Origin of the sequence: Geomonas silvestris (genome assembly GCF_014193515.1) — a bacterium.
In the GTDB taxonomy this organism is placed as follows: Bacteria; Desulfobacterota; Desulfuromonadia; order Geobacterales; family Geobacteraceae; genus Geomonas; species Geomonas silvestris.
Window position 1 is genome coordinate 66,193 of the sequence record NZ_BLXX01000015.1, and the last position, 21,098, is coordinate 87,290.

General features: G+C 63.8%; 19 protein-coding genes. 13 read left to right on the top strand and 6 right to left on the bottom strand.

Annotated features, from left to right (window positions below):
- Positions 1 to 60 precede the first annotated feature (60 nt).
- Positions 61 to 2,757 (bottom strand): UPF0182 family membrane protein, encoded by a 2,697-nt coding sequence (locus GMST_RS19280; protein WP_183356358.1) that lies wholly within the window; start codon positions 2,755 to 2,757, stop codon positions 61 to 63.
- 279 nt (positions 2,758 to 3,036) lie between these two features.
- Positions 3,037 to 5,592, bottom strand: coding sequence for a PAS domain-containing hybrid sensor histidine kinase/response regulator (locus tag GMST_RS19285; protein WP_183356338.1), 2,556 nt, complete (start codon positions 5,590 to 5,592; stop codon positions 3,037 to 3,039).
- A gap of 425 nt (positions 5,593 to 6,017) precedes the next feature.
- Here GMST_RS19285 and GMST_RS19290 point away from each other — a divergent pair, with 425 nt between their 5' ends.
- The 3 genes from GMST_RS19290 (at position 6,018) to GMST_RS19300 (ending at position 9,901) form a co-directional block, all read left to right on the top strand.
- Positions 6,018 to 7,397: a sigma-54-dependent transcriptional regulator gene (locus GMST_RS19290; RefSeq protein WP_183356339.1), complete on the top strand. Its 1,380-nt coding sequence runs from the start codon at positions 6,018 to 6,020 to the stop codon at positions 7,395 to 7,397.
- Positions 7,397 to 9,403 (top strand): cache domain-containing protein, encoded by a 2,007-nt coding sequence (locus GMST_RS19295; RefSeq protein WP_183356340.1) that lies wholly within the window; start codon positions 7,397 to 7,399, stop codon positions 9,401 to 9,403. Before GMST_RS19290 ends, GMST_RS19295 begins: the two co-directional genes overlap by 1 nt.
- Positions 9,404 to 9,496: 93 nt before the next feature.
- A complete protein-coding gene (locus GMST_RS19300; RefSeq protein WP_183356341.1) occupies positions 9,497 to 9,901 on the top strand; it encodes a bacteriohemerythrin in 405 nt (134 codons plus the stop codon).
- Positions 9,902 to 9,913: 12 nt separating this feature from the next.
- Here the strand turns inward: GMST_RS19300 and GMST_RS19305 are convergent, their stop codons facing one another.
- Both GMST_RS19305 and GMST_RS19310 read right to left on the bottom strand, forming a co-directional pair.
- Positions 9,914 to 10,795, bottom strand: a complete 882-nt coding sequence (locus GMST_RS19305) for a hypothetical protein (protein WP_183356342.1) — start codon at positions 10,793 to 10,795, stop codon at positions 9,914 to 9,916.
- A gap of 369 nt (positions 10,796 to 11,164) precedes the next feature.
- On the bottom strand, positions 11,165 to 11,527 hold the full coding sequence (locus tag GMST_RS19310) for a response regulator (protein WP_183356343.1): 363 nt from the start codon (positions 11,525 to 11,527) through the stop codon (positions 11,165 to 11,167).
- A 589-nt stretch (positions 11,528 to 12,116) separates the two neighbouring features.
- Here GMST_RS19310 and GMST_RS19315 point away from each other — a divergent pair.
- From GMST_RS19315 to GMST_RS19360, 10 genes are all read left to right on the top strand, one after another.
- Positions 12,117 to 12,512 carry a response regulator gene (locus tag GMST_RS19315; protein WP_183356344.1) on the top strand — a complete coding sequence of 132 codons (396 nt, stop codon included), beginning with the start codon at positions 12,117 to 12,119 and terminating at the stop codon, positions 12,510 to 12,512.
- Between the two features lie 27 nt (positions 12,513 to 12,539).
- A complete protein-coding gene (locus tag GMST_RS19320; RefSeq protein ID WP_183356345.1) occupies positions 12,540 to 13,256 on the top strand; it encodes a PilZ domain-containing protein in 717 nt (238 codons plus the stop codon).
- A gap of 441 nt (positions 13,257 to 13,697) precedes the next feature.
- Positions 13,698 to 14,540 carry an SCO family protein gene (locus GMST_RS19325; RefSeq protein WP_183356346.1) on the top strand — a complete coding sequence of 281 codons (843 nt, stop codon included), beginning with the start codon at positions 13,698 to 13,700 and terminating at the stop codon, positions 14,538 to 14,540.
- 38 nt (positions 14,541 to 14,578) lie between these two features.
- Positions 14,579 to 15,526: a cytochrome c oxidase subunit II gene (coxB, locus tag GMST_RS19330; protein ID WP_183356347.1), complete on the top strand. Its 948-nt coding sequence runs from the start codon at positions 14,579 to 14,581 to the stop codon at positions 15,524 to 15,526.
- A 46-nt stretch (positions 15,527 to 15,572) separates the two neighbouring features.
- Positions 15,573 to 17,192 (top strand): cytochrome c oxidase subunit I, encoded by a 1,620-nt coding sequence (gene ctaD, locus GMST_RS19335; protein WP_183356348.1) that lies wholly within the window; start codon positions 15,573 to 15,575, stop codon positions 17,190 to 17,192.
- The gene (locus GMST_RS19340) at positions 17,185 to 17,766 is read left to right on the top strand and encodes a cytochrome c oxidase subunit 3 family protein (protein WP_183356349.1); all 582 of its coding nucleotides are present in this window, start codon (positions 17,185 to 17,187) and stop codon (positions 17,764 to 17,766) included. The genes ctaD and GMST_RS19340 overlap by 8 nt, the downstream gene beginning before the upstream one ends.
- 7 nt (positions 17,767 to 17,773) lie before the next feature.
- The gene (locus tag GMST_RS19345) at positions 17,774 to 18,040 is read left to right on the top strand and encodes a cytochrome C oxidase subunit IV family protein (protein ID WP_183356350.1); all 267 of its coding nucleotides are present in this window, start codon (positions 17,774 to 17,776) and stop codon (positions 18,038 to 18,040) included.
- A gap of 112 nt (positions 18,041 to 18,152) precedes the next feature.
- Positions 18,153 to 19,007, top strand: coding sequence for a COX15/CtaA family protein (locus GMST_RS19350; protein WP_183356351.1), 855 nt, complete (start codon positions 18,153 to 18,155; stop codon positions 19,005 to 19,007).
- A complete protein-coding gene (cyoE, locus tag GMST_RS19355) occupies positions 19,004 to 19,903 on the top strand; it encodes a heme o synthase (RefSeq protein WP_183356352.1) in 900 nt (299 codons plus the stop codon). The genes GMST_RS19350 and cyoE overlap by 4 nt, the downstream gene beginning before the upstream one ends.
- A 66-nt stretch (positions 19,904 to 19,969) precedes the next feature.
- On the top strand, positions 19,970 to 20,152 hold the full coding sequence (locus GMST_RS19360; protein WP_183356353.1) for a putative signal transducing protein: 183 nt from the start codon (positions 19,970 to 19,972) through the stop codon (positions 20,150 to 20,152).
- A gap of 5 nt (positions 20,153 to 20,157) precedes the next feature.
- On the opposite strand, the gene GMST_RS19365 is transcribed toward GMST_RS19360, so the two are convergent.
- Together GMST_RS19365 and GMST_RS19370 are read right to left on the bottom strand one after the other, a co-directional pair.
- Positions 20,158 to 20,553, bottom strand: a complete 396-nt coding sequence (locus tag GMST_RS19365; RefSeq protein WP_183356354.1) for a pyridoxamine 5'-phosphate oxidase family protein — start codon at positions 20,551 to 20,553, stop codon at positions 20,158 to 20,160.
- Between the two features lie 133 nt (positions 20,554 to 20,686).
- Positions 20,687 to 20,875 (bottom strand): ferredoxin, encoded by a 189-nt coding sequence (locus GMST_RS19370; protein WP_183356355.1) that lies wholly within the window; start codon positions 20,873 to 20,875, stop codon positions 20,687 to 20,689.
- Positions 20,876 to 21,098 lie beyond the last annotated feature (223 nt).

Here is a 21,098-nt window from a genome sequence, read left to right on the forward strand (position 1 = left end):
AAACAGCGCGTTGGGCTGTAAAGGCACGGTAGTTGGAACCTAACGTACCGGGTACTAAGGCTAGCGGGCCATCCGCTTCAGCACCTCTTCGAGCTTGCGCAGCTGGTCGCCGTACCCGGACCAGTCCCCCTGCCGCTGCAGGGTGAGCGCCTTCTGGAAGATGGCCAGCGCCTCTTTGCCGAGGCCGGCGTTACCGGGAAGGGGCGCCGCCGCGGCTGCCGCGCCGGGAGGGGTTCCGGCCGGTGCTGCGGGTTGCTGCTCGGCCTTGCCGCCAAAGATCCGCTGCAGGGCGAGCTCCAGGGTTTCCTCCATCACCACCTGGTCCCCGTAGGCGACGATGACCCGGCGCAACTCGGGAAGCCCCCCCTTGTCCGCCGTCAAAAAGAGCGGCTGCACGTAGAGCAGCGACTTCTCGATGGGGATGACCAGCATGCTGCCGCGGATCACCTCGGAGCCGCGCTGGTTCCAGAGGGTGAGCTGCTGCGAGATGAAGGCGTCCTGGTTGATCCGGGCATCGATCTGCTTCGGGCCGTAGATCAGGCGGTCGCGCGGGAAGGTGTAGGCGAGTATCTTCCCGTAGTTCGCGCCGTCGCAGCGCGCGGTGAGCCAGGCCGCCAGGTTGTCGCGCTTGGAGGGGGTGAACGGGAGGAGCAGGATGTACTCCTCGCGCGCCTCGCCGGGGAGCTTCATCACGGTGTAGAAAGGCTCCATCGGCTTCTCCCCCAGAACCGGGATCTCCCAGAGGTTCTCCTTGTTGTAGAACACCTTGGGATCGGTCATGTGGAAGGCGGCGAAGACGGCCGCCTGCAGCCCCAGGTACTGGTGCGGGTACCGGACGTGGCGCCGCAAGTCCTCGGGCATGGCCGAAATGGGCCGGAAGAGCCCCGGGTAGATACGGCCGTAGACCTGGGCAAGCACCTCGCTCGGATCGCTTACGTAAAAGATGACGCTGCCGTCGTAGGCGTCGACGGTGACCTTGACCGAGTTCCTCAGGTAGTTGGTGCCGTCCTTGAGCGGCCGGGAGTACGGCAAACGGTCGGAATGCGTGTAGGCGTCGATCATCCAGGTGAGCCCCCCCGACTGGTTCACCACCAGGTAGGGATCGGAATCGAGGGTGAGAAACGGCGCCAGCTCCCGCACCCGGTCCACGACGTTGCGGTAGTAGAGTATCCGGCTCTTGGCGGTGATATCGGAAGAGAGCAGGATCTTCTCGGAAGCAAAGCGCAGGGCGAAAAGGAGTTTTTTGGCCAGGCTGTCGATGGGGACGCCCCCCTTCCCCTGGTACACGGTGTTGCTGTTGCCGGTGGCGGTCGGATAGCTGAACTCGGGGATCTTGGTCCCCACGATGACGTAGTCGTTGGAGAGCTCGCCGTAGTAGATCTCGGGGCGGGTCACCTTGATGTCGGCGAGGCTTACCGGGGGAATGTCCTTTACGAAGAACTCGGGGAGCCCTTCCCTGCTGATCCGGCTCACCGGTCCCATGGTAAGCCCGTTGCCATGGGTGAAGATCAGGTGCTCGTTGATCCAGTTGCGGCTGGGGAGGTCGCCGTAGGAGAGCTCACGCGGCGACAGCATGACCTGGGTGTACTGGCCGTTCACCTGGTAGCGGTCGTTGTCGACGTCGAAGAACTTGTAGTAGGTCCGGATCTGCTGCAGTTGGCCGTAGGTCTTGAGCAGCGGCGCGTGGTCCCAGAGCCGGATGTTCTTGACGGTCCCCGGGTTGGCCGCGATGTCGGAGGCGCTCAGCCGCTGGTCGACGTCGAAGGGGACCGTCTCGATCCGGTCCAGCCCGTAGCCCAGGCGGGTGAAGTTGATGTAGTTCGCGAGGTACGGGGCCTCGAGGTCGAGTTCGTTCGGGGCCACCTTGAACTTCTGCAGCATCCCGGGGAAGACGCCGACCCCCGCCACGAAGAGGACGAAAACGAGCGCCGCCGGAACCACGCAAAGCCGCCACCTCCCTTTCCAGACGCCGGCCGCGCAGACCAGCCCCGCGAGCGGGGTGAGCCAGGTGAGCACCCGGAAGGTGAGCAGCCGGGCGTTCACGTCGGTGTACCCCGCGGCCTGGAAGCTGCTGTGCCCGGCGATCAGGAGCCGGTAGCCGGCCAGGGCAAAACCGGCAGCCAGTACCAGGGAGAACAGGGCGGCCAAGATCGCGAGGTGCCTTTGCACCTTGGCATCGATGCCGGCGCCGCGGGGCGCCAGGGCGATCCCCCCTCTCAGGTAGTACACCACGGCGCTGAGCGCCAGGTTGGCGAGGATGACGGCCCCGGCGAAATCGCGCAACTGCTCCAGCAAGGGGAGGCGAAACAGGTAGAAGCCGAGGTCGCTCCCCAGGACGGGGTCGGCCGTCCCGACCTTGACCGCGTTCGTAAAGAGGAGCAGGTTCTGCCACTGAAACGCCCCCCACTTCCCTGCCAAAAACGCCAACAGCAGGCTCGCCAGGATGCTGAGCGGTGCCACCAGTTTCGCGGCCTCATCGTTTTTCAACCGGTACAGGTTCCCCCCCAGGGAGAAGACCCCGCGCTGGGGGAGTTGGATCCGGTTGGCGAAATGCATGTTGGTGAGGGTGACCAAAAGGAACGCCAGCGCGAAGCCGCCGGCCGAGAGGTATTTCGCGGTCAGGTTGGTGAGAAAGACCTCGCGGTACCCGGTCTGGTTGAAGAAGAGCCAGTCGGTGCAGAGGGCGATGAGGGAGCTGCCAAAGGGGAGCAGGATGGCGAGCAGGATCAGCGAGGCCACGAAGCGGTTTTTCTTCAGCATGGGGCAACTCCAGGTGTCGAGGAAACCAGCGGAACTTCGGAACGATCAGGGGTTACCCGGGCTAGGCAGGCCAAGCAGAGCGAGCGGACCACCAGGACCAAAAAAGCCAAACGGACTGCGCGAACCAAAACGGCCGACAGGAGTCCCTGGCACTTCCGGGGGCCGGTTCAGTATGCCAGCTACGACCGGGCCGGCAACCGGGCTTCGCGCGAGTCCCGCAGGGGTGCGAGCATCACCGGGCTCGCCCGTGACGCTCTGCCGCGAGGTCGCCCTCTCCTATTCCGGTTCGCCACCACCCCCAGCGCAGGCGCCCCCGGCGCCCCCCAGAAGCGAGCTTAGCAGTTGCCAAAGTTCCCGGTTCTTGTAGGGCTTCGCGACGGCGCCGCGGAAGCCGTAGGCGCGGTGGTCGGCCATGACGGGATCGTTGGAATAACCGCTCGAAACGATGAGACAGGCGTCGGGATCGTAGGCCAGGATGCGCTGGGCAGCTTCCTTTCCCCCCATCCCGCCGGGGATGGTGAGATCCATCACGATGGCGTCGAAGGCGTGCCCGGCCTCCTTGGCGGCCTGGTACAGGGAGATCGCCTCGCTGCCGTTTTCGCAGGTGGTCACCTGGTACCCTATGTAGCGCAGCATCTCCCGGGCCAGGTCGCGGACCAGGGGCTCGTCGTCCATGACCAGGATCGAGCCGCCGGGGTGGCTCACCAGCTCCTGGGGTGGAGGGGAACTGAAGAGGGAGTGCGTCGGGGCCGAACTGGCCGGAAGGAGCACGGTAAAGGCCGCCCCGTTTCCCGGCTCGGAGGCGACGGAGATGCTCCCGCCGTGCTTTTTGACGATGGAATAGGCCGAGGCGAGCCCCAGCCCGGTACCGCAGCTCTTGGTGGTGAAGTAGGGATCGAAGATCTTCACCTGGTCCTCGAGGCCGATGCCGCACCCCTGGTCCGCGCAGCATACCCTGACGTAGTCGCCACCCGGCAGGCCGTAGGGGTTATCCGGCCCGAGGGTCTCGTTGTTGGCGCTCAGGGTCACGATGCCGCCGCCGGGCATGGCCTGCTTGGCGTTGATGATCAGGTTGTAGATGGCCTGGCCGAGCTGCCCCTCGTCGGCGAGAACCGGGTGCAGCGAGCCCGTCAGGGTAACGGACCCCTTCACGTTGGAGCCGCGCAGGGCAAAGGAAACCGCCTCCTCGATGACGAGTTGCAGGGCGACCGGCTTTTTCACCAGATCGCCCCCCCGCGCGAAGGTGATCAGCTGCCGGGCCAGGTCGGCGGCGCGCACCGAGGCGAGCTCGGCAGTCTGCAGCGGCCCATGCGCGGGATGGTCCTCGGGGATGAACTCCTGGGCGAAGCTGATCCCCCCCATGATGCCGGCCAGGATGTTGTTGAAGTCGTGTGCGATACCGCCGGCCAAGACCCCCAACGACTCGAGCTTTTCGATCTTTACCCGCTCGGACTCGAAGCGCCTCCGCTCGGTCACGTCCCTGAAGGTCCACATCCTGCCGTAGCAGTAGCCGTCCCTGGAGATGACTGCCGCGGAGTAGCGGTCCAGGATCCGGCCGTTTTTCATCTCGATCTCGTCCCGGCTGGATTCCCGCGGGTGATCGTAGAGGTAGAGGACCCGCTTCAGGAAGAGATCCGGGCAGCGCACCAGTCCCAGGGCGTGCCTGAGCAGGGCGGAGTTGTCCGGCTCGCCGAGCACGCGCTCGGGCACCTCGAACACCTCGAGGAACTGCCGGTTGTAGAAGGCGATCCGCTTGTCGTTGTCCACCACCAGCACCGCGTCGAGGGTCGCATCGGACTGCGCCTCGAGAAGCGCGGTCTTGAGCCTCAAGGCCTGCTCGCTTTGGCGCAGGGCCTCTTCGGCCAGCTTGCGCTCGGTGATGTCCTCTCCGGAACCTAAGGCGCCGAGACAGTTACCGGCCTCGTCGCGCAGCACCGAGTAGGGCCAGACGATCTGGCGCACCCCACCGGTGCGGGTGACAAGCGGGCTCTCCAGGTGGGCCACCTCGGCCGCGCTCCCCGCAGCCATGGTCCTGCGGTAGATCGCGGCACGCTCGCTCCCCAAGGGCTGGGGGAGGCAGCTGGCAAACCAGTCCCGGCCGAGCAGCTCCTTTTCCTGGTAGCCCAACACCTCGCAGGCCTTGCGGTTGATGGTGCTGATGTGCCCCTCGGCGTCCAGCGCGACGATCAGCGTCTCCACCGTGTCCAGGTACCCCTGGGCGCGGTCCCGTTCCTGCCGGGCGGCGGCCTCCGCCTTGCGGCGCTCGTCGAGTTCCCGCTCGAGCGTGGTGATCACGACCCAGAACACCAGGGCGAAGATGAGGGCGCTGAAGGAAAAGCCGGTGGAGAGATCCAGCAACCGGTCCAGCCCGCTTTTGTACGGGATCACAAGCTGCGGCGACCGGAAGTCGAGGAGCAAAAGCCCGCACACGACCAGGACCAGCAACAGGAACATCGCCTGCCGGGTGCGCCCCCTGAAGAAGATCACCGGGTACATGGAGCAGGCGAAGAAATAATAGCCGATACTGCCGCTCGACCCGGCGTTCAGGAACCAGGCGATGGCGAGCAGCACCAGGGTCAGCAGGTAGAAGCCGACGAAGTGCTGGCTGCCGCGCCAGGAGCGGTAATAGATGAGGAGCGACGCGGCGCCGTAGAGGACCACGACCAGGTTGAGGTAGGGGGAGAGGTCCTGGATCAGGTTGGTGGGGAGGACCAGAACCAGTGCGACGAAGGAGACCGTCAGGCAGATCAGACGGAAAAAGCGGACCTCGAGGGAAATCTCGTCAGCTCCGTGTTTCACGAAGGTCCACAGTTTTTCGACGAGCCTGTCCATGGTCCGCTACCTTCATCGGTCAGTCTAGGGTGCTGGAACGAGTTAGGCGAGACTAACACACTTGTGCGACGGAGTAAACTCTGTAGTAACGTTCTTACGTTTTAAGAAACTCCACATCGAAGGACTCACGGGACGCTATGGAAACACGGCTATAACAGGCATACCGACGCCGGTCACAGAACGAATGTCACTTCGGGCGGCGTTGTGACGACATTGCATAGTGCGAAAGTACTTGACAATAATGCTCTAGAAGAAAGATAGTGTCGGATGTATACGTAGGCCCGGCAGCGGCACCCCCGCCAGCCCCCACGCCCCATCGAGCGCAAGCAGCGTCGGTGCGGCAGCATACCGAGCGTCAGCCGGTAACCTTCTTATTAGTTACAACTCTTGCCGGACGCGGCAGCAGTCAGAGGTGGCAGCGTAGTATGTATAGCGGACGTGTGATCATTTGCGACGATGAAGTCGAGATTCTGCGGTACTTGAGCAAGATTCTCTCGGCCAAGGGGCTCGACCTGGAAGTCTTCAGCTCGGGGAGCGCCCTGATGACCTGCCTCGAGAACCGCGGCGCAGACGAGTGCGACCTGCTCCTTTTGGACGTGAAGATGCCCGACCTGGACGGGATCGAGATCCTGCAGCGCATCAAGGCGCTCAAGCTCGAGATCCCGGTGGTGATCATGACCGCCTACGCCTCGATCAACTCGGCCATCGAGGCGATGAAACTGGGCGCCTACGACTACGTAACCAAGCCGTTTCCCAAGGAGAAGATCTTCGGCATCCTGGAGAAGGTGCTGGAGAGAAAGGAGCTCCTCAAGGAGAACTCGGCCCTCAAGGACGAACTGGGGCATCCGGCGGCGAGCCCGCTCATCTTCGCGAGCCCGAGCTTCACCGAGGTGCACGACATGGCGCTTCTGGTGGCGCAGAGCGACTCGAACGTGGTGATCCTCGGGGAATCGGGGACCGGCAAGGAGCTGGTGGCAAGCCTCATCCACCAGAACTCCCAGCGCGCCTCGGAGCGCTTTCTGACCATCAACTGCGCGGCGCTCTCCGACACCCTCCTGGAGAGCCAGCTCTTCGGCCACGTGCGGGGCGCCTTCACCGGCGCCATCAACCACCAAAAGGGGCTTTTGGACGCGGCCAACAACGGCACCCTCTTCCTCGACGAGGTCGGCGACATGAGCCCCGCCATCCAGGCAAAGCTCCTGAGGGTCCTCCAGGAGGGGGACTTCATCCCGGTGGGGGACACCAAGGCGAAGACGGTGAACCTCCGCTTTCTGGCCGCCACCAACAAGGACCTCGAGGAGGAGGTGCGCCAAAAGCGCTTCCGCGAGGACCTCTACTTCCGCCTCAACGTTATTTCGCTCTACCTCCCGCCCTTACGGGAGCGCGCCGAGGACATCGAGCTTTTGGCCCGGCACTTCCTGAGGAAGTACGCGGCCCGCATGAAGCGCGACATCTCCGACTTCACCCCCGAGGCGCTGCAGCTTTTGACCACCTACAACTGGCCGGGGAACGTGCGCGAGCTGGAAAATGCCATCGAGCGCGCCGCCATCCTGACCCGCGGGCCGCTGATCCGCCCCGAGACCCTGCCGGTGTGGCGCAGCAACGGACTGCCGCCGGTCGCCGAAGCGCCCCGGGCCGCCGAACGGCTGGTCTCCCTGGAGACCATAGAGCGCGAGCACATCCTGCACGTCTTGAAGGCCTCGGGCAACAACAAGAGCCGCGCCGCGCGGATCCTGGATATCGCCCGGCGCACCCTGGATAGGAAGATCGAGGAGTTCGGGCTCGACGACGTCGGAGCCCTCTGATGCCGACCCGCCTCCCCCGCCGCTTCCCGATCCGGGCCAAGCTCACCATCGGCGCCCTGGCCCCGCTCTTCCTCGCCTGCTTCCTCTGCTCCCTCACCGGCCTCTACCTCATCAAGGCAAAAATCGCCAACCAGGCCCAGGAGAAGGTGCGCACCGACCTTAATTCGGCGCGCGAGGTGTACCAGAACGAACTGGACCGCATCGCCGAACTGGTGGACCTCACCTCCGGCAGCCCTTTTGCCGCCACCGCCTTCGCCACCGGCGACCGCCGGGTGATCGCCCAGCTCCTCACCCCCCTGCAGCAGAAAAAACTCGACATCCTGACCGCCGTCGACGCCCGGGGCCGGGTGCTCTACCGGGCCCACAACCCGGTGAGCGTGGGGGACCGCCCGGAGTGCTACTTCGTCCAGCGCGCCCTCTCCGGCTCGGCCGTTACCGGCAGCTGCGTCCTCACCGCCAACCAGCTGGCCGCCGAGAGCCCCGATCTGGCGCGCCGCGCCGCCATCTCCGTGGTCTCCACCCCGCACGCCAGGCCGCGCGCCGGCACCGAGGAACACTCGGGGATGGTCATGGTCTCCGCCGCTCCGGTGCGCAACGCCTCGGGCGAGGTGATCGGCGCCTTGTACGGAGCTACCCTCTTGAACAACAACAACCACCTGGTGGACCGGATCAAGCAGATCGTCTACGAGGGGGTGAAGTTCCACGGCACCGACGTCGGGACCGCCACCATCTTTCTGGGCGACACCCGCATCGCCACCAACGTCATGGCCAGTAACGGCCAGCGCGCCATCGGCACCCGGCTCTCGGAGGAGGTCTACAACCGGGTGCTCTTGGAGAAGAAGAAGTGGATCGCCCGGGCCTTCGTGGTGAACGACTGGTACTTCACCGCCTACGAGCCGATCCTCGGGCTCAAGGGGGAGGCGGTCGGCTCGCTCTACGTGGGGATGCTGGAGAAGCCCTACACCCAGATGCAGAAGAACGTCAACTCCATCCTGTACCTGGTGCTCTTGGTCACCTCGCTGCTCGGCATCGCCTTCTCAAGCATCATCGGTGCCCTCTTGTCCAGGCCGATCCGTGAGCTGGAGAGCCTGGCGCACCGGGTGGCCCTGGGCGAGCGCGACCTGCAGATGGAGGAACCGTCAGCCGACGAGGTGGGCGACCTGGCGCGGGCCTTCAACCAGATGACCCGGGCCCTCACCCGCCAGGAGGCCGAGATCAACCTCTTGCACCGCGGCCTCGAGCTCAAGGTCCAGGAACGCACCGCGGAGCTGAGCGAGAAAAACCGGCAGTTGCTGGAAACCCAGGCCGATCTGGCGCGCGCCGAGAAGCTCGCCGACCTGGGGATCATGGCAGCCGGCGTGGCCCACGAGATCAATACACCGCTCGCCATCATCCGCGGCAACACCGAGGTCCTGGAGATGTGCCTTCCCCCGGAGCACGGCAACCGCGAAGAGGTGGAGATCATCACCCGCCAGACCGAGCGCATGGCGAAGATCGTCGGGAACCTGCTCGCCTTCGCCCGCCAGAAGTCCCTGGACCGCAGACAGGTCGAGGTGCACGCGGTCTTGGACGACATCCTGGCCCAGATCGGCCACCAGGTCTCCCTGGAACGGGTCCGGATCGCGCGCGACTACGACCCCGACCTGGGCGCCATCAAGGGAGACGCTGACCAACTGCGCCAGGTGCTCAGCAACCTGATCCTGAACGCGACCCAGGCGATGCCGGAGGGAGGCACCCTGACGCTCTCCACCAGGTCGCTCGGCCCGGGGGCCGGCTGCAGCATCGACGTGGCCGACACCGGGTCCGGGATCGCTCCCGAGCACCTGGAGAAGATCTTCACCCCGTTTTTCACCACCAAGGACTCCGGCACCGGCCTCGGTCTCTCGGTCTCCTACGGGATCATCAAGGACCACGGCGGCGACATCCAGGTGACCAGTTCCCAGCTGGGAACCCGCTTCCGGATCATCCTCCCCCCCGAGAAGCCGCAATCGGTCATCCTCGAGTGATTCCGCTTGCAGGGCAGGTCCGGTATGCTACACTACCGGTCGCCGTGCCTCTCATGATTTGAGTTGGCAAAAGAACCAAAGGGAGAGATGCAGATGTCAATTGCGTGGACCAACGATCTCGCAACCGGAGTAGCAGATATCGACAACCAGCACCGCGAGATCTTCGCCAGGGTAAACCGGCTCTCGGAGGCGTGTGCCGAAGGGAAAGGAAAGGAAGAGGTTCTCAAACTTCTGAATTTCTTGGAGGATTACGTACGGGAACACTTCGCCGCGGAAGAGAAACTGCAGATTCGCGAGGGGTATCCGGAGTACGCGGCGCACAAGGCCATGCACGCGCGTTTCATCGCGGACCTGGAGCGGCTGGCCAGCACCTTCCGTGAGGAAGGAGCCACCCTGTCGCTGGTAATCATGACCAACAAGACCCTGACCGCCTGGCTGGTGCAGCACATCAGCAAGGTGGACATGGAACTCGCCGCCTACCTCAAAGGGGCGGCCTAGCGAGCGCTACGCTCACTGCTGGGGCGGTTTGGGCCCCGGCGCCCCCTGCTGGCCGCGCTTGTTGCCGTCCCGCCCCCTGCGGTGCCGGGACCGGCGGTTCTTCTCACCCTGCTTCTGCTGCCCCTGCCCCTGCCCCTGCGCCTGCGCCGGGTTTGCTCCCCCCTTCGCATGCCCCTGCTGTGCCTGGTGGCCCTGGCCTTTCGCCCCCTGCTCGCGCGGGGGGTGCTCGGCGCGCTGCGGCGACTTCAAGCGGGCGATCAGGTCGCGTGCCCACTCCTGGTCCCCTTCGCAGCACTCGGAGGCCACATACTGCAGGTCTTCCGGGGTGGTCTTGGAGGACTTGATCCTGAACAGGCGTTCGATGAGCTCCTTGGACCAGTAGTAGTCCCGGATGTACTTCTTCCCCTCGATCTCCTCGTAGGTGTACTCGGTGCAGGGAACCACGCTCTTGAGCCACTGCGGGGTGACCTTCAGGCGCGCCGCTGCGGCCGCCTGTTCGTGGTAGTCCCCCTCGAGTTTGGGGTGCTGCGGCGCCTTCCCCGGTTCGGCGACCTGGGGAGCCGGTGCCGCCTGTAAGAGTTCGGCAAGGTAGCGGGTCAGGTCCTGCAGGGCCGGCTCGGCCAGCACCTCAAGGGCCAGTTCGGCGCTGTACGCCGCTCCGGAGAGCGAAGCCCTGGCTCCCAGCCAGATCTCGTCGGCCCCCTCGTGACGTCCGACACTGACCTCCAGGTCGAGCGCCGGATCTTCCAGGCGCCCGAGCTCCTCCTCTTTCATGGTCGCGGCCAACGCCTCGCACAGGCGCTCGCGCAGCGGGCCGGGGCCGGGCCGGAAGTAGCTGTGTCCGTGCAGTTGCTCTAAGAGAGTGCCAATGGTTGTCGGGGCCTGTGCTGTCATGATCTTCATCCTGTGATTCTACTGATTTGAACGGACCGTTTGCGGCCTTCTACCCTACCACAAGCCGGGGCAAAGTTCATACTAAGTTTTTTGCCGGCTCCCCGGCAAGCACAGCGGGAGCCAAGAAGCGCTTAGGGCGCCTATAAAAAAAGGGGGCCCGCGCAGGCCCCCGTTTCTTTCTGCAATATCACATTGCACATCAACTACAAAAAATCTCGCAGACACCATTGCACAGCATCACAGGCAAAAAAGTTGAAAAGGTCTGCACATCACACAACTCACCACAGGACGACAGCAGGATCTCCAACATCACATCAATAGGATCACATCGCACTACATCACAGCATTACATGACATCAGATAACAAGATCAGCATTGCATATCCATGGCACGGTACAGCTGTGCCGGGAGAAACGGTTTTCTGATGAAACTGGGCAACTCGCCCCCCGAGCCGAGCTCGGAGAGTTCCTGGTGCTTCGCGGTGCCGCTGCAGAAGATGATGCGGGCCCCTCCGTTTCGGGAGAGGATCTCCCGGGCCGCCTGGACCCCGGACTTGAAGGGGAGATCGATATCCATGATGGTTATGTCGGGGCGGCACTCGAAAAACCGCTCGACCGCTTCCACACCGTCGGCCGCCTCGGCGACGATCTCGTAGTTCTCACGCTCTATGAGGTAGCGAAGCATGAGTCTGATGTCAGCCGTGTCATCAACAATAAGGACTCGTCTTTTCACAACGAAGTTCCCTCCCATTCAACTACACATTCACTGACCGACCAGCACACAAGCTTTGCCAGCTACAATGCCTAAAACATGCCCAAAGTCCTCCAAGAGGCCCGACAACCCGCTCGTTAAGCACAAACGCCAGCGCCCTGCCCGCAGCAGTCTTCGGCAAACTGCGGATATCACGACTGATGAGCATCAGCGCCCAAGCGTTCTCATTATTATCTTGCCGGCGTTTATCATGAATAACCGCCGCAAAAGCCCCCGGGTTATCCACCGATCGGGCCGGCGAAATAACCGCCGGACCGTGAAATAGCCGGATCTGCGCCATGGGGGCCACGAAATTCCGTGTACTGGCGTAAGCTCCGCCTGTACGGTTACGTAAAATCGCGGCAACGCTGCCGTTTTCGCTCAAGCTCTCCCGGTGCGCACCGAAGAGAGGCCTAGGTGCACGCTCTTTCAGGTGTCCGCGCACCAGGCGGGCAAAGCGGGTGTCAGGTGCGCCGGGAGTCGGCAACCTTCCGCAGCAGCCCGAATTACCCATCAACTAGTTGCCCGGCCAGTTCGTCGTAACGAACCAGACCAGGAGAGGTTCAGATTTATGAGGTGTCTCATCGTCGAAGACAACGACTTTTCACGCGAAGCGCTCAGGCTCTTTCTGGCGGATCAGGGGGAGATCGAGCAGGCGGTCAACGGGCGCGAGGCGGTGCAGCTATTCCAGCAGGCCCTGGACCAAGGGGCCCCGTTCGACCTGGTCATGCTCGATATCGTCATGCCCGAGATGGACGGGCAGCAGGCCCTGAAGCTGATCCGGCAGGCGGAGCGCGAAAAAAGACCTGCCGAGCACAAAGCCGTCATCATCATGACCACCGCCCTCAACTCCGCCGAGAACATGGAGGAGGCGCTCTGGGAGGGGGACTGCACCGACTACCTCGTCAAGCCGATCGCGCGGGCTGACCTGATGGCGATGCTGCGCAGGTACGGGGTGAGCAACTAGCCGGGCACTCTTGCGACAGAGGAAGACATGGACTTTTCACACTACTACCGCCCCAGGACCAAGGAAACGGTCGACGCGGACCGCGCCAAGATCAACAGCAGGTTTCAGGAACTGGTACGGGAGGGGCTGGCCACCACATTCCGACTCTCCACCTATTACAAGGGGCTCCCCATCAGTTATCCGGCGACCATCGACGACTTCGGTTTCGGGGTGCTGAACCTCGAGGTGCACCAGCAACAGGCCGTGGCGCTGGACGCCGCCCGGCGCGCCTTCATCACCTGCGACCAGTTCGACTGCTCGCTTCTTTGCGACGTGGTCAACGTCGACGTGAGGCGAAGAAGTGCCGCCCTCAAGAATTTCTCTTTTGTCGACGTGATGGCGGAGCGCCGGGAGTCTTTGCGCCTGCAGCTCGAGCCCCGAACTCCCGCCGAGATCCTCGGCGCCTGGGAACGCTCCGGCGAACTTTCGGACATCTCGCTTGGGGGGTGCTGCATCCGCACCGAGCGACACATCCGGCTCCAACGAGGCAGCGAGTACAAACTGCGCCTCAAGATCCCCAACCTTTTGCAAAACACCCTGCAGAATATAGAGATCGCGGCCCGCCTGCTCGACGTAACCAGCAACCTCGAAAACGACATCTGCAGTTTCGTCTTCTGTTCCGACGGTAGCGAGGAGACCGTAATCTCGCGGTACACCTTTCAGCGCCAGGTGGAAATCGTCCGAGAACTGAAGGACGCAAGCTGAGCGCACCCCGGCCCCTGCGCGAGGTCGCTGCGCTGAGACGACGCACCCCGGCCCACTTCCCCGGCTCCCACTGCCGCGGACCGTCCCCTTCCGTCCCCTTCCGTCCCCTTCCGTCCCCTCCGCAGTCCCGTCTCCATCCACCCCGCCCGGCCCCGCTCCGGCTCGCACGGCCCAGCTCCGGCTTGCAGCAGCTGCGTTCCAAACGAAGCGCTGCCGGATTACGGCTCCCTTTGTGCCGCACTTTTTTTTGGTCTCAGCGCCGCTCACCCGCTTGCAAATGCCTTCTCGTCAATTAGAATACTCTAAGTTTTTTTCTGATGGTATCGAACCTAGGCGTCAAGCCGCGCCAGCAAAGGCCTGAGCACCCGCCGGGGCAGAGGGAATTCCCATGAGAGAGCCCGAGACGAATTACGGCGTCCAAGACAAGCCGGCAGGGCGCGGATGACCCCGGCCTTTCGCCTACTGCTTTTCGGCGTCCTTCTACAGCTCCCCCTGCTCGTCGCCCCTGCCTGGGGGCACAGCACGGCGGACCAGGTGCTGGGCCAGATCGGGGTGGACGAGCACCCTGGTGCGAGCGTCCCGCTGCAGACCGGTTTCCGGGATCCCCAGGGGCGGCCGGTGCGCCTGGCCGATAATTTCGCCGGCGTCCCGGTGGTCCTATCGCTCAACTACTACGCCTGCCCTACCCTCTGTCCGCTGGTGTTCCGCAACCTCGCGGCGACCCTGGCGGGACTGGGGGACCTGAAGCTCGGCAGGGATTTCCGGATCGTCACCCTCAGCATCAACCCGCAGGAATCGGCGGCCCTGGCGCACGACAAAGCGACCAAGACCTACGCGATGCTCAACGAGGTGCGGGAACCGGCACGCTTTTGGCCCTTCCTGATGGGGAACCAAAGAGAGATCGAAGCCGTGGCAGACAGCGTCGGGGTGCGCTACCTGAGGCAGGAGGGCGGGGATTACGCCCATCCCAACGTCCTGGTGGTGCTCACCCCCGAGGGAAAGGTCTCCCGGTACCTGTACGGGCTGGAGGTCCGGCCCCGCGACCTGCAGCTTGCCCTGGTCGAGGCGGCCGACGGCAGGATCGGCTCCTCCCAGGCCGCAAACCGCCTGCTTTTGTACTGCTTCCACTACGACCCGGTCGGCAAGAAGTACGTCCTCTTCGCCTCGCGGTTGATGAGCTGGGTGATGCTTTCAGTACTGGCACTAACCGGCCTTCTCATCGCGCTCCTCTGGAAACAGGAACGGGGCCCGCGGGCTCCGGGACCGTCGAAGCCGACCACTTGACTGCTTAATCGAAGACAACCCGAACCAAGGGGAGCTGCATGCCCTACCCAACAACCCTCAAAGCAAGCGAAGTCTCGCTGGCAAGCCACGATGTCGATGCCGTGTTCATCTTCATCCTGGCCATCGCCGGTTTCTTCTTCGTGCTCACCCAGGGGCTCCTGATCTACTTCGCGATCCGCTACCGCAAGAAAAAGGGGGTCGAGGAAGCCACCCCCTACATCACCGGGAACCACGCACTCGAGGTGGTCTGGATCGTGATCCCCTCGCTGCTCCTGGTGGCCATCTTCGTCTACGGCCTCACCGTCTTTATCAAGATGCGCACCCCGCTCCCCAACGCAGCCGAAATCCAGGTGACCGCCTCCCAGTTCACCTGGAGCTTCAAGTACCCCGACGGCCGCAGCGTCGCCAACGAACTGCGGCTCCCGCTGGGGCAGCCGGTCAAGCTCATCATGATCTCGCGCGACGTGATCCACGGTTTTTTCATCCCCGCCTACCGCCAGAAACAGGACGTCCTGCCGGGGAGCTACACCTACCTTTGGCTCCTCCCCAAACAGGCCGGGACCTACGACATCTACTGTTCCCAGTACTGCGGCACCGGCCACTCGCTGATGCGGGCGACGCTCATCGTGATGCCCCAGCCCCAGTACCAGGCCTGGGTTGCAGCCGAGCTGCAAAAACAGCAAGCGGGCGCCCAATCCCCGGCGGAGCGCGGCAAAGCGCTCTTCGAGAGCGCGGGGGGCGGCGGCTGCCACAGCATCGACGGCTCGCCCAAGGTGGGCCCCACCCTCAAGGGGATCTTCGGCAGTCGGGTGACCCTGACGACCGGGCAGAGCGTGGTGGCCGACGAGGAGTACCTGAGGGAGTCCCTCGAAGAGCCCAACGAGCAGGTGGTGCAGGGGTTCCAGCCGATCATGCCCTCCTTCAGGGGGAGCCTCAAGCAGGACGAGATAGCGGCGCTCATCGCCTATATGAAGACACTCAAGTAACCGGTTCCGCGCACCCGGCGGCACCCGACAGGCACGGGGTACCCACATGGCAGACCACCCGAATACGAGCCTCCCCGAGGACCGGGGCTACCTGAGCGAGCACGGCTTTCGCTCCTGGGCCCTCACCATGGATCACAAACGGATCGGGGTCATGTACATCTGGACCACCCTCGGCTTCTTCGTGGTCGCAGGGATCCTCGCCCTGCTGCTGCGCCTGAAGCTCCTGGTCCCCGGCCCTGCCCTTTTCAGCGACCACACCTACAACGTCCTCTTCACCATGCACGGGGCGATGATGATCTTCCTCTTCATCATCCCCGCCATCCCTTCCGCCCTGGGGAACTTCTTCATCCCGCTCCTGATCGGCTGCCGGGACGTGGCCTTTCCCCGCTTGAACCTCTTCAGCTACTGGATCTTCGTGGCGGGTATCGCGGTGACGGTCGGGACCCTGGCCGCCCCCATGGACACCGGGTGGACCTTCTACACCCCCTACTCGGCCCAGACCTCGGCAGCCGTCACCGCGCTCAGCTTCGGCCTCTTTCTGATCGGCATGTCCTCCATCCTCACCGGCCTCAACTTCATCGTCACCATCCACACCATGCGGGCTCCCGGGATGGGGTGGTACCGGATGCCGCTTTTCATCTGGGCCATGTACGCGACGAGCGTGATCCAGGTCCTCTCCACGCCGGTCATCGGCATCACCTTCCTGCTCTTGGCCGCCGAGCGGGTCTTCGGCATCGGTTTCTTCGACCCCGCCAAGGGTGGCGATCCCCTGCTGTTCCAGCACTTCTTCTGGTTCTACTCCCACCCCGTGGTCTACGTGATGATCCTCCCCGCCATGGGTATCGTCTCCGAGGTGGTACCGGTCTTCGCGCGCAAGCCGATCTTCGGCTACAAGGCGATCGCCTACTCCGCCCTGGCCATCGCCTTAATCGGCTTCTTGGTCTGGGGGCACCACATGTTCGTCAGCGGCATGTCCACCGTCGCAGGGGTGATCTTCTCGTTTTTGACCTTCTTCGTCGCGGTGCCCACGGGGATGAAGATCTTCAACTGGATCGCCACCCTCTACAAGGGCTCCATCACCTTCGAGTCCCCCATGCTCTACGCGCTGAGTTTCATCTTCCTGTTCATCATCGGCGGGCTGACCGGGCTTTTCCTGGGGGCGCTCGCCACCGACGTGCACGTACACGATACCTACTTCCTGGTGGCGCATTTCCACTACACCATGATGGGGGGGACCGTGATGGGGCTCTTTGCCGGACTGCACTACTGGTTTCCCAAGATGACCGGCCGGATGTTCAACGAGACCTGGGCCAAAAGCGCCTGGTGGCTTGTGGTCTCCGGCTTCAACGTCACCTTCTTCCCCATGTTCATCCTGGGGATGCAGGGGATGCCCCGGCGCTACGCCGAGTACCCCGCCAAGTACCAGGCGCTCAATGTGGTAGCCACGGTCGGTTCCTGGTTCCTGGCCCTGGGCGTCATCATCATGTTCGCCAATTTCATAAAGTCGCTGCGTAACGGTCCCCTGGCGCCGGACAACCCCTGGCGCGGTCTCACCCTCGAGTGGCAGACCACTTCGCCTCCGCCCGAGGAGAACTTCCACGAGATCCCGACGGTGACCGACTGGCCCTACGGCTACGGCAGCAGGAACGAGGCCCCCCGTGAGTGATAACCACGAAGCACCCAACGGCGCACCGGTGTCGGCACGCCTGGGGATCTGGGCCTTCCTGGCCACCGAACTGCTCCTCTTCGGCGCCCTTTTCACCGCCTACGCCCAGTTCAGGATCACCCACGCCGAGCTCTTCCACCAGGAGCACCTGAAACTGAACCGGGTCCTGGGTGCCCTGAACACCCTGGTGCTGTTGACCTCGAGCCTCACCATCGCGATTGGGATCGCGGCCATCCGGCGCGGGCTGCAGAAGCTCTTGAAGGTCTGCCTCTCGCTCACCCTGGCGCTCGCCTGCGGCTTTTTGTTCATCAAGTACCTGGAGTGGAGCCACGATTTTCACATGGGGTGGTTCCCGAGGACCAACCTGTTTTTCGGCCTGTACTTCATGATGACCGGGCTGCACGGCCTGCACGTCCTGGCCGGCATGGGGGTCATGATCTGGCTCCTTTACAAGGCGCAGCGCGGCAGCTTCAGCGCCGAGTACAACACGCCGGTGGAGATCACCGGTCTGTACTGGCACTTCGTGGACCTCGTCTGGATTTACCTGTTTCCCCTGCTCTACCTGATCGGCTGAGGTGACTATGGCAGCGTACAAGATCTACTTCGTGGTATGGGGGGCGCTCCTGGTTCTCACGGCAGTGACGGTGGCGGTTTCCTACCTAAACCTGGGGCTTTGGAACGCGACGGTGGCGCTTGCCATAGCGTCCTTGAAGGCCGGGCTGGTGGCGCTCTATTTCATGCACCTGCGCCACGAGATCAAGCTGGTGCTCGGCTTTGCCATCTTCCCCTTTCTGATCCTGGGTCTCATCCTCGTGGGCACGCTGGTCGACGCGATCTACCGTTTCTGACCTCGCCCCGCCTTCGGGGCCGAAAGGGAGCACCGGGAGGCAGGGGATCGACACCTTGGTGGGGCGACCGCTCAAAATCACCACCGCCCTTCCGGCTACCATAGGAGGTTTTATGCTCGGCGCCACAACAGCTGGACTATTTTTCGTGCTGCTTATCTGGGGGAACCTGGTGGCTGGGATGCACGCCGGCATGGCCTGTCCGGACTGGCCGCTTTGCCGGGGGGAGGTGCTCCCCCCCTTGCGGCTCGACGTCTGGATGGAGTTCCTGCACCGTGTGCTGGCCGCCCTCGCCACCGTGCTGCTTCTCTTTCTGGCCCGGCGCCGCCTGGGTACCTACCGCGGCGGGGAGCGCGCCATCCCTCTCCTCGCCCTGGCGCTGGTAGCCATCGAGATCGGCCTGGGTGCCGCTGTGGTTCTCCTGGAACTCCCGGTGCAGCCGACCACCGTCCATTTCATGATCGCCCTGGCCGTCTTCCTGCTGGTCCTCTACATGGCGACCAACGACGGCACGAATCCGGTTGAGCTCAGCTTCTCCGGGTACGCGGCGGCGCTTTTCTGCATCACCCTCCTGGTCTTCTCCCAGGCCTCCTTGGGTGCCTACCTGCGCCACTCGGCAGCCGGCCTCGCCTGTCCGGATTTCCCCACCTGCCGGGGCGAACTGATCCCCAGCTACTGGGACAAGCCGACTATCACCAATATAAGCCACCGCCTGCTCGGGCTGGGGACCCTGGGGAGCGTGCTCCTGCTCTACCTCGCCTCGCTGGTGGACCGGCGTTTAAGGGAGCGCAGGTCCCACTTCTTTGTCCTCGCCGTCCTGGTCGCGGCGCAGGTCTGCGTCGGGATCGCGACGGTCAAGTCCGGCTTGAGCTACCCGATCACCTCGCTGCACCTGGCGCTCACCCTGGGGATCATCGGCTTCTCGCTGCGCCTGTGGCTCGGCCAGACGCAGTCTTCCGGCTCGGCATGACCGCCCTGGATACCCGCGCGGCAGCAAAAAAGCGCAGCCACCCGTACCAGGTGTGCCGCGCTTTTTTACTTCTGGCCAAGCCGGGGATCGTCCTTGCCGTCGTTTTGAGCGGCTACGCGGGAATGGTCCTCGCCGGGGACCGCCTGCCGGATCCCCTCCCCGCCCTGTACGGTTCGACCTCTCTTCTTTTGACCGCGCTCGGCGCCGCGCTGTTCAACTCCCTTGGGGACCGCCGCCGGGACCGCTCGATGCAGCGCCTGGCGCAGCGCAGTGCGGCGTTGCAGCTTGTGGGGGTGCCTACCGTGGCCGCCGCAGCGGTAACCGCCTGCTGCGCCGGCCTTGTGCTCGCCTGGCAGACCCTCGACCCGCAGGTGACGCTCCTGGTGCTCGTGGCGGTGGTAAGCTACGCCCTCCTGTACACCCGCCTCCTCAAGCCCGCGAGTCATTGGGCTGCGGTTTTGGGAGGGATCCCCGGAGCCCTGCCGGTGCTCATCGGGAGTGCGGCGGTGTCCCCCGATTTCAGCCCCGCGGCGTTCTGGTTGTTCCTGGTTCTCCTGTGCTGGCAGCCACCGCACTTCTGGCTTCTGGCCCTCGCCCACCTCTCCGATTACCGCAGCGCGAAGATCCCGGTCCTGCCTCTGGTCACCAGCAGCGCCGTTACCAGGTGCGCCATCCTTGCCGCTATCTTGGCCCTGATCCCCACCTCGCTGGGCCTTTGCTGGTTCGGTCCCTGCTCGCTCGGCTACGGGGCGGGCGCCGCCGTTCTCGGCGCTTGGTTCCTGGCCACGGCTAAGAAGCGGTTACCTGGCGGAGACACCCGTCCGGCCTTCGCGGTCTCCATCCTGTACCTGGTCTGCCTCCTTACCCTAATCATCGTCGATCGCGCCTTCCCCTGATGCAAGCCTTGGGTCTCACCCCTAAAAGGATTAGAATAGGGGTATTCCAGGAAAAGGAGGTCGACCATGGTGCGCTTTTACGATCCCAAGGACGAGAAGGACCTGGCCCGGGTCGAGGCCCTGCTGACGCGGGCGGGAGTGGAATTCTTTCTGGCGGGGACGGCTGGAGGGGGTGATTGGGAGATAGAGGTGGCAGAAGAGGATGTGCCGAAGGCCGAAGAGCTGCTGCTGAGCGAGCAGACAAGGTAGCGTGTTCAGCCGAGAGGGCGGTCTGAGTGCGCCTCGGCGCTGAAGGCCAGGACCTGCTCGATGCGCGCCTCCAGCCGCCACTGGGCTTGAGGGAGTTCCAGGGGCTCCAGTTCCGGGGCGTAGCCGTCCAAAAGCGCGGTCTCCTCGTTTTTTTCCACCCGCGCCAGGAACTGGTACCCCTTCCCGGTCGCCGGGTCCACGATGGTCACGGCGATGTGCGGGTTCGCCTGGATGTTGCGCAGCGTGGTCGCACAGAACCAGGCCTCGAACACCAGCCGGGTCGCCTCGGGAAACCTGATGTCCCGGCCGGCAGCGAGGTGGGGGTTCCCCTCAGAATCGGTGGAGGCCACGAAGGCATGGCCCAGCGATGCCGCGAACGACCTGATGCTGTCGGTTACCATATAGACGTATCTCCTCTTTCCCAGGCGGCAGAGCCGCCGGTGCCAGCGCAGCCGAATGGGCCACCTCCGTGAAGGGTGCCGGGAGCGCTGCAGCAGGAAAGCGGAAAGGGCCCGCCCATGCGAGCCCCTCCCCTTACTGCCAGTGGATGCAGTTGACCGGACAGTTGTCGATGGCATCCTGGATTTCCTTTTCCGAAGCACCGGTGGGATCGTGTACTTCCGCAAAGCCGTCCTCCCCCATCTGGAAGACGTCCGGCACCATGTTGACACACAGCTCGCAACTGATGCACACGTTCTTGTCGACGTACGGTTCTCGTGCCATTTCCTCTCCCCCTTGGCGGGCCCTTTGACAGTCCCGCCTGCAGCTGATTGGGCCGCGAGCAGAATCGCAGCCGTAACGAAAAAATCTTAAACTGTTTCCTGATTAGCGCGAATCTTCCGCTGCTGCGGCTAGTGCGACATTCTCTGCCATTGGTAGCATGCATAATCACGGCAATTTTCCTCATAGGAGTGTGCCGTGAAAATGAACCGTCTTCAGTTCCAGC